Origin of the sequence: Nostoc sp. ATCC 53789 (assembly GCF_009873495.1) — a bacterium.
In the GTDB taxonomy this organism is placed as follows: Bacteria; Cyanobacteriota; Cyanobacteriia; order Cyanobacteriales; family Nostocaceae; genus Nostoc; species Nostoc muscorum_A.
Genome location: NZ_CP046704.1, coordinates 77,601 through 90,801 on the forward strand (window position 1 = coordinate 77,601; position 13,201 = coordinate 90,801).

12 protein-coding genes, 1 pseudogene and 1 CRISPR repeat array (1 of these 14 running past the window's edge) are annotated in these 13,201 nt (G+C 41.6%); of the genes and pseudogenes, 10 read left to right on the forward strand and 3 right to left on the reverse strand.

The window, feature by feature from the left end; all coding sequences use genetic code 11:
- Nucleotides 1–755: a CRISPR direct-repeat array (repeat unit 37 nt; unit sequence GTTTCCACCAACCAAATCCCCTCACGGGGACTGAAAC); it begins 895 nt to the left of the window's first position.
- Nucleotides 756–1,336: 581 nt separating this feature from the next.
- Entirely contained in the window at nt 1,337–2,326 is a 990-nt protein-coding gene (locus GJB62_RS30560; protein WP_114082175.1) for a helix-turn-helix domain-containing protein, read from the forward strand.
- A gap of 279 nt (nt 2,327–2,605) precedes the next feature.
- On the opposite strand, the gene GJB62_RS30565 is transcribed toward GJB62_RS30560, so the two are convergent.
- Nucleotides 2,606–2,746, reverse strand: coding sequence for a hypothetical protein (locus GJB62_RS30565; RefSeq protein ID WP_159402624.1), 141 nt, complete (start codon nt 2,744–2,746; stop codon nt 2,606–2,608).
- Between the two features lie 83 nt (nt 2,747–2,829).
- On the opposite strand from GJB62_RS30565, the pseudogene GJB62_RS30570 reads away from it, so the two are divergent.
- Both GJB62_RS30570 and GJB62_RS30575 read left to right on the forward strand, forming a co-directional pair.
- Nucleotides 2,830–4,074, forward strand: a pseudogene (locus tag GJB62_RS30570) (alpha-L-fucosidase).
- A 210-nt stretch (nt 4,075–4,284) separates the two neighbouring features.
- A complete protein-coding gene (locus tag GJB62_RS30575; RefSeq protein ID WP_114082176.1) occupies nt 4,285–4,986 on the forward strand; it encodes a serine/threonine protein kinase in 702 nt (233 codons plus the stop codon).
- Nucleotides 4,987–5,102: 116 nt separating this feature from the next.
- On the opposite strand, the gene GJB62_RS30580 is transcribed toward GJB62_RS30575, so the two are convergent.
- Entirely contained in the window at nt 5,103–5,318 is a 216-nt protein-coding gene (locus tag GJB62_RS30580) for a hypothetical protein (protein WP_114082177.1), read from the reverse strand.
- Nucleotides 5,319–5,530: 212 nt separating this feature from the next.
- Here GJB62_RS30580 and GJB62_RS30585 point away from each other — a divergent pair, with 212 nt between their 5' ends.
- Nucleotides 5,531–5,965, forward strand: a complete 435-nt coding sequence (locus GJB62_RS30585) for a hypothetical protein (protein WP_209271509.1) — start codon at nt 5,531–5,533, stop codon at nt 5,963–5,965.
- Nucleotides 5,966–6,326: 361 nt separating this feature from the next.
- Here GJB62_RS30585 and GJB62_RS30590 read toward each other — a convergent pair whose 3' ends face one another.
- Nucleotides 6,327–6,941, reverse strand: a complete 615-nt coding sequence (locus GJB62_RS30590) for a cupin domain-containing protein (protein WP_245246244.1) — start codon at nt 6,939–6,941, stop codon at nt 6,327–6,329.
- A 452-nt stretch (nt 6,942–7,393) separates the two neighbouring features.
- Between GJB62_RS30590 and GJB62_RS30595 the strand changes: the two genes are divergently transcribed.
- From GJB62_RS30595 to GJB62_RS30620, 6 genes are all read left to right on the forward strand, one after another.
- The gene (locus GJB62_RS30595; RefSeq protein WP_245246245.1) at nt 7,394–8,473 is read left to right on the forward strand and encodes a WD40 repeat domain-containing protein; all 1,080 of its coding nucleotides are present in this window, start codon (nt 7,394–7,396) and stop codon (nt 8,471–8,473) included.
- A gap of 118 nt (nt 8,474–8,591) precedes the next feature.
- Complete coding sequence (locus GJB62_RS30600) at nt 8,592–10,487, forward strand: DUF3370 family protein (RefSeq protein ID WP_114082198.1); 1,896 nt, start codon at nt 8,592–8,594, stop codon at nt 10,485–10,487.
- Between the two features lie 278 nt (nt 10,488–10,765).
- Entirely contained in the window at nt 10,766–11,005 is a 240-nt protein-coding gene (locus tag GJB62_RS30605) for a hypothetical protein (protein ID WP_114082180.1), read from the forward strand.
- The gene (locus tag GJB62_RS30610) at nt 11,002–11,460 is read left to right on the forward strand and encodes an HNH endonuclease (RefSeq protein ID WP_114082181.1); all 459 of its coding nucleotides are present in this window, start codon (nt 11,002–11,004) and stop codon (nt 11,458–11,460) included. Before GJB62_RS30605 ends, GJB62_RS30610 begins: the two co-directional genes overlap by 4 nt.
- A 183-nt stretch (nt 11,461–11,643) precedes the next feature.
- The gene (locus tag GJB62_RS30615; protein ID WP_114082182.1) at nt 11,644–12,603 is read left to right on the forward strand and encodes a HEAT repeat domain-containing protein; all 960 of its coding nucleotides are present in this window, start codon (nt 11,644–11,646) and stop codon (nt 12,601–12,603) included.
- 172 nt (nt 12,604–12,775) lie between these two features.
- The gene (locus GJB62_RS30620) at nt 12,776–13,084 is read left to right on the forward strand and encodes an HNH endonuclease (protein ID WP_114082183.1); all 309 of its coding nucleotides are present in this window, start codon (nt 12,776–12,778) and stop codon (nt 13,082–13,084) included.
- The last annotated feature ends 117 nt before the right edge of the window (nt 13,085–13,201 follow it).

Below are 13,201 nucleotides of genomic sequence, written 5' to 3' on the forward strand. Positions count from 1 at the left end.
CCCCTCACGGGGACTGAAACATTTTTATCGCTCAGATGCACCATACAAAAACTTACTGTTTTCCACCAACCAAATCCCCTCACGGGGACTGAAACTTCAATCCACGCTTTCATTATTCCAACAATTTATGCGTTTCCACCAACCAAATCCCCTCACGGGGACTGAAACCTACTTCGGTTGTCATAGTGTGTTAGTCGTTTTTGGTTTCCACCAACCAAATCCCCTCACGGGGACTGAAACGTTCCGTTACCCATGTCAATTAATGTCCAATCCCTATGTTTCCACCAACCAAATCCCCTCACGGGGACTGAAACTTCGTAAGCATACCCTCTGCAATCAGACAAAGGATGGTTTCCACCAACCAAATCCCCTCACGGGGACTGAAACCAAATCAATGGTTGTCTGTGCCTGTTAATAACATTAGTTTCCACCAACCAAATCCCCTCACGGGGACTGAAACTCAAATTCAATTACTTGATGAAACTCACCCAAGACAGGTTTCCACCAACCAAATCCCCTCACGGGGACTGAAACGCAGCAGTAGCTCGCTTGGATCATCCGGCAGTTTGGTTTCCACCAACCAAATCCCCTCACGGGGACTGAAACATCATTTAGTTTGATTCTAAACTTTCCAATTGGGCTGCGTTTCCATTGACCAAATCCCCTCACGGGGACTGAAACGAAAAAGCGGCAATGCGATCGTTTTCGTTAGAAAAATGTTTCCATTGACCAAATCCCCTCACGAGGACTGAAACATTCGGATATTTCCTCACTAAGCGATCGCCTATAGGCAGTCTCCATTGACCAAATCCCCAGCCGCGATCGCTATGTTCAAAATTTCTTCAAAAGTGAGAGAATTCGAGAATTACGCTATTTTCGGCTATTGGCTAAGTCTTCATTGTGGGATGGGTATCATGTTCCGTAAAGGCGTTTGATCAAGCGAACGCTTAACCCTGTTATGTCACTCTCGGAAAACAATAATTGAAGCAAGATTCTGAAACTTTTATTGAGTCAAGCTTTGAGACATTATTTTCTAACAGAAACTAAAATTTCTAGCCAAAAACTGAAAAGTAAAGCTCTCAAAGGCTTTCAGGCATTGGCTTCTCCCAAAGTGACAGAACAGGGTTAAAACACCCAAGGTTTTTCCTCAAATAAACACTGGTATTCTTTTAGAAATTATGGCTACGGTTATTACTGAGTTACTTCAGTGCTGATGAGCTATTAAAAAATTTAAATTATACAAATTAACATCCGGAAAACAAAGATGAAGTTAGGAAAAATAGTGAAGATATGATTGTAACTTTCTTTGATTGAGTTTATATAAAAGGCTTTTACAATGGTTACTACTCCTGTATATTATTTGCAATTTCTGGACAATCCGAATATTGAAATTTCTCAAGATGAGTTGCGATCGCTTTTAGGAGAAATAGAAGTACAACTGCATCGTAGCAGAGTTTATCGACGTGCTTTAGCGATTGTGCAGAAGTTAATAGGTGAACAAACAGATCAAGCTCAAGATTTATTAAAAGCCGTAGGTAGAGAAGCAATCGGGTTAGCATTTCAACGATTTGCCCAACAATCTCAAAAAGTTGAAACAGTTACAGATAACAAGCAAGCCACAGAAACAGTGAATTCTTCACCAGAGATACAACAGGAGCATTGCGCTCTCCGAGAGGAACCCTCTAAAAATACAGCAGAAAATTCGCTGTGGAAAAAAACACTACAATTGCTGAATCATCAGAGAATTTCTCAAGCAGAACTTGCTGAACAAGCTGAACTTGCAGCTCAACAACGCATGGTGTGCCTACGTCAAATCGGGCAACAACTCCAAAAAACCCGTCAATCCAAAGGGCTTTCTTTGGATCACATCCAGCTTTCCACTCATATCCGAACGGAGCTGATAGAGGCATTAGAAAACGGCAACTGGAAAGAATTATCAGATGACATTTTTGTACGTGGATTTATACGACGTTATGGAGATGCTTTAGGACTTAATGGTGTTGCTTTAGCTGCCTCTTTGCCATTCCTAGCAGCTATACCAGTAACTCAGCCCTTTTCGGATCAATCTAAAAAAGGAGGGGGATTGGAAATTCGCCCGACGCATTTATATATAGGTTATACAGCTCTTCTTGCTGGTGCAATGGGAGGATTAACTTTGATGTCCCAGCAACAAGCAAATACCAATATATCAATTGAGCAAGATAACTCTTCTTCTGCTTTTCAATCGTTAAAACAACAATCCCCTACTGTTAAACCAGGGATTAAATATACTAACACTGGTGTGGCTGTTGGATCTGATATTTTCCCACCAGAAGGGTTATATTAACGAACTGCACGTGCCTGATAACGCAGTTGTGAATCTGGCTTCTACCGTGCAATATAAAACTGCCCTAGACAAAGCTAGAGCAGTTTTTGATAGAAGTAAATTATATAGGAGACTTTTAGTATTGTCCCCGGTTTATCCATAGTAAGTACCGTTATATAATACTATTCACCTCATATTTCGTACTTTACGCAAAAAACGAATAATCTTGAAGTTGGCATTACAAAGGTTAGAAGTCAGCACAAGCCAGCGTATTGCAGATGGCATCCGCTTCTCTACTGTCTACCTCTGATTTTCCTCGATTGGGCTAGGACTTACAGATAGGGAGCGATCGCACCCAGCCCATAGCCCCGCTTGCGAGAGCGATGCTTGCGGCGGGCTATTCGGTGTCGCATTTTCACCTCCGCCAACAAATAATAACAACCAAAACCTGTATATGTACTTAAGATGCTCTTGGGAGCTATTTCTCCTTCTCTTTTGCAGAATTATTGCCAAATTTCACCATGATGAATAACTGGTTTGACACAGCTCGATTGGGGATGTTTATTCATTGGGGACATAGTTCTCAAATGGGATGTGAGTTATCTTGACCGTTAGTTGGGGGTGTATTCAGCCTACCTTTTTGCAAAGATATTCCAGTTGATAAATATCACTACACAGCTAATACTTTCAATCCACAGCAATACAATCCTCAAGAATGGGCAGATTTAGCAAAAAGTCTCGGAATGAAATATGCGATATTAACAACCAAGCATCATAATGGTTTTGCCTTATTCCATACCCAAGAATCAGACTTTTCAATCGCATCTGCACCTTACAAAAAAGATATTGTACGTGAATATGTCGAAGCGATGCGCTCTGTAGGATTGCGTATTGGTCTTTATTTTTCACTTAGTGACTGGCATCATCCTGACTATCCGGCTTGGAGAGAGGCAGATAAACCTTATCGCTTTGACCAACTACCTCAACCGACAGCGCAACAGTGGGAGCGATATATCCAATTTATGTTCAATCAGATACGAGAATTATTGACCAACTATGGTCAAATTGACATCATTTGGTTTGATGGAAGTTGGGAACGCACTCCAGAGCAATGGCAGGCTCAAAAATTAGCAAAAATGATTCGTGATTTACAACCTAATATTCTCATTAACGATCGCCTACCCAATTGTGGAGACTTTGAAACTCCTGAGCAGTTTATTCCTCCTCACCCACCTGCTCATCCTTGGGAAACCTGTCTGACTATTAACGAGAGTTGGGGATACAATTCAGATGATTGCAACTTCAAATCGTCTCGTCAATTGATTCATACAATGTGCGAAATAGCTGGCATTGGAGGCAACCTCTTGCTTAATGTTAGTCCGATGGGTAATGGACAAATCCCTCCTGAGCAGTTAGAGCGTCTCAAAGATATAGCAGATTGGATGGAGAGTCACTGTGAAAGTATACTGGATACAACCCCAGGATTAGAACCGTGGCAATTTTATGGCCCCTCAACTCGTAAGGGTGATCGCATTTATCTACACCTATTAATGAAACCTTACGAAACAATATCAGTTAGGGGTATACCAATCAAACGAGTAAAATCGGTGTTTCTTCTTGCTGACGGTACAGAACTAACTTACACAAGTCGCTGTGCAATTATGGATTCTATCCTCAATTCTAATCCGTTAGGAGAATTAACAATTGATGTACCAGAATCAGTAATTAATCCATACGTTACAGTGATTTGTATTGAGATTGATTCTTGATTAATTAATGTAAATTTAGCTTCTTGAGCGGGGGTATAGCTCATCTCTGATCATGCAGCCCTACCCAAACGGGCGTATATAGCGCTCCCAGTTCTCCTTATTAAATGGACTGCGCCATTTCAAAATTAAGCTCAATTCCAACTGTTGCTGTAATAGTTGAGATAAATTGAGTAGTTTATCTTGTCATTTGGTGTCAGAAACTTATCCGGTATGGACAAATTGCTTCCAGAACAGCTGGTCAAAAGCATTTATCAGGAACTACTGCCTAGATTACAAATTGAAAGTGTTAATCCCCGTAATCCCATTCAGGTCAGCTATCTTCCACAACCTTGGCAGTTGCTTGGCAAAGGAAATTACGCCGCAGTAGTTTTTCACCCCGATTACCCTGAGTGTGTAGTTAAAATTTATGCCCCAGGACGACTAGGCTTTGAAGAGGAAGTAGAAGTCTACCGTCGTCTAGGTTCTCATCCGGCATTTTCTGAGTGTTTGTACGCCAAAGATAACTTTCTAATTTTGAAACGGCTTTATGGAACAACTTTGTACGATTGTATGCACTTAGGTTTACCAATTCCTCAGCAGGTAATACGGGATATCGATAAAGCTTTGGACTATGCTAGAAGTCGCGGACTCCACCCTCATGATGTCCACGGTCGTAATGTGATGATGCATCAGGGTAGAGGGTTAGTTGTAGACATTTCAGATTTTCTGCATCCAGAAGCCTGTTCAAAATGGAATCACTTAAAAAAAGCTTATTATTGGTTATATCGTCCTGTGTTGCGCCCACTTGGATTGCGTGTGCCATACTCGGCCTTAAATATGCTCCGTAAAAGTTACCGTCTGGCAACTTCTTTCAAAATTTCCTGTTGTCAACTAGTCCTTAGATTAACTCGTTTTAAATATTTAAAACTTTAGGCTAATTTAGCCTTGTAACATTAAGTATTTCTGTGCCCAAAAGTGAAAAGGAAATTGTATTGGACCCCTTGCTATTGCTTTAATTTTCAGCTTACTCACTGGTGGCTACTTATCAGCTAATCATACGAAAAAAGTTGAACATTGTTACAATCTCTACATTTACGCGCCCGTAGCTTTTCGCCTTCCCCCCACCCAGCCCCATCAGCACGGAAATACACCCACTGACTTACTGATTCTCCAACGGTACGACCCCAAACAAAATTTTGTGAGCCACAGATAGGACATGGCGTTTCTTGTGGGCTAAGGTTTTCGTGATTGGGTTGGTTGTTCATGAACTTACCCCGATAATTTCTGAGTGCAATCTTCAGCAGCTATTGGGCCAAAGTGCGATGTCTACGACGGTCACTGAGCGCAGCCGTACCACTTCGTGGAAGCAAGCTACGCGCAGCGTCTCGTAGAGAAGTGCGGGCTGCGCCTACGCTTGAGATTGAATTACTGATTTTACTCAACTGACGCGCTTAGTGACTTTAGTCATATTTAAGTGGTGACATTTGCTAGATATCTTTTCTTGATTATGCAGAATATATTGGCAATATACAAGTTAAGTAAAACAAGGATTAAAGGATATATGAACCGCTTAAAATCTCTTCTTCTTGGTGGTTTATTAGCTTCTGTTTCAATTGCTGCTCTTTCAACTCATGCTAATGCTTCTGTTGTGAATTTTCGCAATGAACATTTAAATACTAATACTATTGCTTTTAATAACGCTAAACTAATTCGTGAGCGTCAATTGCATGAACAACAAGCTCGTGAACAAAAGGCTCGTGAATTACGTGAGCGCCAAGTTCGTGAACAAAAAGCTCGTGAATTACGTGAACGCCAAGCTCGTGAACAAAAAGCTCGTGAATTACGTGAACGCCAAGCTCGTGAACAAAAAGCCCGTGAATTGCGTGAGCGCCAAGCTCGTTTTCATCACTAAAATTTGAATTTTTACTCGCTCTGCGGTAAGCGTCTCGCGCAGCGTCTCCAAGAGTTGCTATGCCGTAGGCTTATCGGCCTCACTCCAATCAAGCGAACGTGAATAGCGTCTAGTAGAGAGGAAACCCAAGCGACACCAAACAGCGCCAAAAAGTAGACATCGCATACAAAAAAGCCCAGTCATCTCATAACTGGGCTTTTAGCTATCTCAATCAATTATTGGAAGAATAGTTTCAGACTATGCAGCAGGAAGTTCAAGATTAACCTTGACAACTTTGTTATTTTTTTTGCTCAGACTCAGGCAGTGTCAAATTCAAAATGCCATCTTTATGAGAACTACAAAAAGCATCCTGTAATTATTGCTAGTAGGGACTCGGAGCAGGTTCTCCCAGACTGTTAGTCCAGATGTCGTCTGGCAGCGAGCGATCGCGGTGACACACCCGATCAAGGTCAGGATACGTGATTGTGTCTACTGCCGCTCGGTTGCCGACTACTAGGCATCGCGTTGCCAAGGCACTGCGATTCTCAAGGAAGTGACCTACTGCCACTCCTGCTTGAAAAGTTGCAGCGTCGCCAGGACGTAATACAGTCTTTGTGTCTCCTTCAATGAGCGTGATCTCGCCTTCGAGGACATAGACCATTTCATCCTCAGCACGATGCCAATGTTTGATAGATGAACGAGAGCCAGGTTGCAGAACTTCGATGAACGCGCCAAACAGGGTAAGCCCTCCTGCTTCGCTGATCCAGAGGGTGCGATTTGGCTCATGCGCGGCGTGAGAAGGGCTTTCCTCTACGACGAGACGATCAGGAGTGATAACAGTCATACTGACACCTCTAGGAATTCTGGGGCATATATCTATTCCATTATGTCTAGTAGTTTGCCAAAGGAATTTTGCGTGGTGGCAAGCTCTTGGGCAGAGGTGCCCAGGGGCAGGGGGGAAAGAACTTGTACAAATCTCTCCTCTGCCGACCTCCACAAGCGCAATTGTGAGGAAAGCGAACTACTAGGGTACGAATCGAAGCAAAACTTCTCTATGTTTGTGCAGTCAGGTGGGAACCCTAACTGCTGGTGATGGGGTGCTGAGTAAGGAAATCTGGGGATGGAGAAAGTAGCGACACCGGACAGCCCGTCCTAGACATTGCTCTTAGGGAGGTTGTAATCCATCGCCTAAGAGGAATAAATTCTCACGAGTGATTGCCGAAAGTGCTGCTGATGTAGGCTACTGGAGTGATGAATGGTATGTTATTTATTCAAATTTATCAGGATAATATACCTCGATTAAGAACAGGAAACTAGAAAACTGTCAATTTTTCTGGAATAGAAATTAGGCTCATTGAATTAATAGTAGGGAACAAAGAAAAGATTTGCCAGTGACATTAGAAAACAAGGTTTATTAACTTGACTCCTTACAGTTTCAACAAGATCACCATGAAATTACCCATCCTATTTAAAACCCTAACTTTACTTAGTTTTTTCCTGCCTATACCCTTTAGTATGATTGCCAATGTTCCGGTTATAGCAAATACACTTAATACTCCCACAAATACTGAACAACCAAAGCGGTTGAAACGAACTTTATCAGGACATACTGCACCTGTGCGTGCATTAACCCTTTCCCCTAGCGGTCAAGTTCTTGCTAGTGGTAGCGATGATAAAACAATCAAGCTTTGGAATGCTACTACAGGTGCATTGCTTTACACTTTAACTGGACACCGTGAGGGTATTAAATCAATAGTATTTACTCCAGATGAGCAAACTTTAATTAGTACCAGTTTCGATAACACTATCAAATTTTGGAATACGCAAACAGGAAAGGAAGTTTGCACGATTTCAGAAAAAACAGGGGTGAAAGCAATGTTGTTGACCCTAGACGGACAAACTTTAATCAGTGGTAGCGGCGATAACACGATCAAATTTCGGAATCTCAAAACTCGAAAAATCGACCGGATACTCAAAGCAGAAACAACAGCACTTGCAATTACTCCTGATGGTAAAACTCTCTTAAGCGGAGGTGAAAATGGGGGAAGAATTCGGGTTTGGAGTCTGGTAACAGGTAAACAAATAGGCAGCTTTACCCCACCACTGCCCAAAAAAGAAGACCTAATCAGCGGCTCAGAGCGTGCATCAGCGCCGATTACGCTTGCTGTTAGTAAGGATGGGAAAATGCTCTTGTGTGGTGGATACGACGATAGTTTTCAATCTGGTGGAGTTAGAAGCACAGATGGTAAAGGTTTCAAAGCTTGGGACTTGAAAACAGGAAAGCTAGTTCATGATTTATCGTTCGGTACGAGTATCGATGCCTTAATTATAAGTCCCGATAGCAAGACATTTATTGCTGGTGGTTTAGGCAGGGAAATCATATTACGCGACATCAAAACAGGGAAATCAGTCATGGAGCTTACCGGACACGCAGGTGGAATTTATGGACTGGCAATAAGTAGTGATGGCAAAATTTTATATAGCGGTAGTGGTGACAAATCTGTTAAAGTTTGGCAGATAAAAGTGTAATTCGTCAGCTAAAGGCTACAAATTACAAGATTACGCAACAAGAGTAGCAACGTAGATATAAATCTTGGGAGATGATGTATTAGCTTTCTGGTTTTTGTTCATTATAATTTGTTTATTAATGCTCTTGAAAAAAACTTTATTAGTCGTATTTCTCTTAACTCTATCAACCCCCAACGCCCTAGCATTTTCTGACACCGAAAGCTATTGGGCAAAACATTGTATCCAACAACTAAAAGAGCGTAAATTAATTACAGGCTACCCTGATGGTAGTTTTCGCCCAGAAACAACAGTGACACGCGCCCAAGCAGCAGTGTTAATGCTAAATGCTTTTCCTGATTCACCAGTGAAACGTACAGCTGCGTCTTTTAAAGATGTACCTGCTGATTATTGGGCAAATAAAGCAATTTCTACCGCTTACCAAAAAGGATTTTTTTCTGGTTATCCTGGTGGTATTTTCCAGCCAAACCAACCAATTCCTCGTGCCCAAATCATTGGTGTTGTAGCTGCGGGGAAAAATTACAGCCCTTTACCTAGCCCAATGCAGACATTACAACAATATTTTAACGATGTGGGGCAAATACCTAACTATGCCCAAAATGCGATTGCATCAGCCACGATTAATAGTATTGTTGTCAATTATCCCAATGTCAAACAGCTAAAACCACTACAAAGCGCGACTAGAGGGGAAGTTGCGGCTTTAATGTGTCGGGCGCTGAATATTTACACGGTTCCCCCACAATATATTGCTGGAGTCGAAGTAGACAGCCAAGAAATACGTCCTTTACCAGGAAAACTTGATCTTATTCCCACCTTCAACAGTAATAGTCCTGAACTGGTGACAACTGAAGGAATTTTACTATCAACTTTTCCCCCAGATGGGAAACAAGTACATGAAGCACATTTAAATTATCCCTTTGAAGGCAGATTTGACATATTTGCTCATCATATTGTCAGGGCAGAAACACCAGCCCAAAGCCTCACTGTATACCAAGGGATAATTGTACATAATCCAGGAAATGAACCTGTGACAGTGCAAGTATTACAAGCAGCTAGTTACCTTACCAAAGAAGCACAATTTATTGCTTTAGCTGATATGGTTGAAAATCCCCAAGGTACAGTTTACTCTGGGCCAGGCGATCGCACAATGAATGATGTACTGCGGGGAGTTCGGCAAGAGATTTTTCCCGAAAAGCTGGTGATAGAACCAAAAGAAACTAAAATCCTAGCAAATTTACCAATACAGGTACAGGCTCCTTCTTCTAACGGTCGTACTACGATGATGCGCTTGACAAGTAGTAGTCCAGTTTATATCGCAAATTTAGTCAAAAATAGTAATATTTCACCTACTTTAGGCGAGTGGCAAGAGCTTTTGGATACAGGTAGTTTAGCAGGAAAGCGTGACCCCATTCCAACACCTCTTGACCCTCCTAGAGAACCAACGGTATTTAGCCGCGTCGCTGGTGTATCTCAAGGAACGCAATGGAAAACACAAATTACGGACAATTCCAATGTTTCCGAGTTAACAATACCCTCACCAGGAAAGGCGTTTTCCTATCCTTTGGGAACTGTACATTTAATTACTCTTAGCACTGGACAAATTCAAAGTGCAGCAATGTTAAAACGTTATCCTGATACGGCCTACTTTGCTCACAGTAACTATGGTGTTGAGTACAATCTAACTTTGCCTCTAAGAAATATTACGAGTGAAACCCAGACTATAACTGTGTCAATACAGACTCCTGTGAAGGATGAAGGGGGAACAGATAGACTGCTATTTTTAAAACCAGGTGTAGAACAAATATTCTTTCGGGGAACGGTGCGGGTTCGTTACATCGATGATAATGGTGTGGAAAAGACGCGCTATGTGCATTTGGTACAGCGTCGGGGACAAAGGGGTGAACCATTGGTGACACTGAAGATGTTGGCGAGTGAAAAGCGACAAGTACAGATAGACTTTTTGTATCCTCCAGATTCTACGCCACCACAGGTTTTGACGGTGAGAACAAAGAGGTGATTTAGGATCAAGTCTCGTGCTTTACGCAAAAAAAACGAATATTCTTGAAGTTGGCATTACAAAGGATAGAGGTCAGCATCAGCTAGCTTATTACAGACGGCAACCGCGAATTTAAATAGATGCTTTGGAGAAAAAGACAAATCTACTTGCATTACAGAGGTACGTAATCTTACATTAATTGCTTACTTTTTATCAACTGGCATTCAAAATAAAGCAGGTAAGGAAGATTCGCTGTTAAAATACCACCAGTCGGCTAAATTAAACGAGACATACAGCTTATGATTACTCAAATGATGGTTCAACCTTCATTCTGGGTAGAGTCTGGAATCAAACTCAGTAAAGTTAGGGACATACATCTGTTTAAATTTACTGAAGAATTGCAGTCTCGACTGGAAGAATTATCTGAGAAAAAGAAAGCTGGATTGCTAACCACAGAAGAAGATGCTGAATTGGCAGGTATATTAGAACTAGATAGAATTTTTACCTTGCTCAACGCCAAAATCATTTCTGAGTCATGACGGTCAATGATTCGACCAAAAAATTAGTCAGACAAAGAGCGAAATTTCTTTGTGAATACTGTCATTCTTCAGAAGAAGCAAGTGCTGCTCTATTTTCTATTGACCATATTATCCCACAGTCTCTTAAAGGTTCGGATGACCCTGATAACCTGGCGTTAGCTTGTCAGCGCTGTAACGGATATCGCTACAATTTCACCACTGGAATTGATCCAGATACAGGACAGATGCTACCTTTGTTTAATCCACGTCAGCAGAAGTGGTCAGACCACTTTATTTGGTCAGGAGATGGTCTAAAAATTATTGGCATTAGTTCTGTAGGACGAGCTACAAGTAATCGTTTAGACCTTAATGATGAACGTCATAATGAAGGGTCTATTGTCAAAGCTCGTCGTCTTTGGCTCAAAGGTGGTTGGCATCCACCTGATGAAGACCCGCGACAAGTACAAGAGTTTTGATTTGCAATTTCCTTAACTGTATGAGTAAAGGCAAAGTTTTTAGGCTTAGAGAAACTGATAACGGGGATTTAGCTTAAGTATCAAAACGAGCTGCATGATAGAAGCAGGAAAGTTAAACCCCCAAACTTTGTTAAAAAATGAAATGGTTAATGGTATTATAGTACAAGCGAACTATCAAGAGATTTGTGGTTATTTAGGGCAAAATCACAAAAGCTAGAAGAAACTTTATCTATTCTTGCCCAAATTCGACAGCATTCGACAAGTGAAGAAGGGATCATAATTTTACGCCAAGTCCTCAAGAGTAAATATTCTATAGCTGTTGCCCAAGCAGCCAAGATAGTCGGCGAATTTACTATCACTGAGTTGGTTGCTGATCTTGTAGAAGCTTTTGCTCGAATGATGGTCAAACCCGCACAAGTAGACCAAAATTGTCTTGCCAAGAAAGAAATAGCACAAACACTGTATCACTTAGAATACAGCGATGAAAACCTTTTTCTGCAAGGGATTCGACATATTCAGATGGAGCCAGTATGGGGAGGAGTTGAAGACACTGCTGCCCATCTTCGGGGTATATGTGCTTTAGGTTTAGTGAGAATGAACTACTCAGACGTAATGAACGAATTAGCCGATCTACTAGCTGACCCCAAACCAGAAGCAAGAACTGCTGCTGCAAAAGCGATCGCCTATACAGGAAATCCCCAAGGTGTACCTTTACTTCGTTTGAAAACCCGCATCGGCGATCAAGCACCACAGGTGATTTCGGAGTGCTTCAGTGCTTTGTTACAACTAGCTCCAACTGATTCACTTGCAATAGTTGCTAGTTTTCTTTTTGACCCAAAGGAGCAAATCTGTGAGTTAGCAGCATTGACGTTGGGTGAATCACGATTAGAGGAAGCATTCGATCTTCTCAGAAATTGCTGGGGGCAAACAAGGAATGTAGAACTTCGCCGCACATTGTTACTAGCAATTGGGATGTTGCGACAAGATAAAGCAATAGATTTCCTGATTTCACTAGTGGCTCAAGGAAAAGACATCGATGCAAAAGATGCGATTGCAGCATTGGGTATTTATCGAGAAGACCGTGAACTGTGGCAGCGAGTTGAGCGAGCTAGTGAACAAAGAGCTAATCAATTGGGACTTTAAAAGCGTTGAGAATGTAGGGCTATGCATAAATATGAATTTTTCGCCTAATTTTTATGAGCTTACTTCTGAATTGGCGAAAAATTCTTGTGGCAGCGTCTGCTTTTAATTTAGTCGATTTTAAGATAAGCTTTGTTGATTGATAAGTCACTATAGATTGCAAAAATACATCGTCATGAGTCAGGGTGTATATCCAAACAATTGGAAACAAATTGCAACAGCGCTAAAAGCTGACTGTGATTGGCGTTGTACTAAATGTGGTAAGGTCTGCTTACGTCCTGGGGAAAAACCACCTGATTGGACAAAATCCCAGCGCAAAGCTCATACACTTCAGGTACATCACTGGAATTGTGACCCTGGTGACAATCGGCTGGAGAACTTGGCTTGCCTGTGTAGTGGCTGTCACCTTTATTACCATCGATTTGGACGCGGAAATATTTCTCCTGGACAGTTGTCACTGTTTGCCCAAAAGAAAGTTAGCTAAAATTTGACCGATTGCAGATGTGAGCGCTCACGCTTTTTGAGCATTGTTAATTTTCATTGATGCTATAAATTTATTCCTTTTTCCTTTCTTAATAATAAGGTAGTGATGCTAGATTTC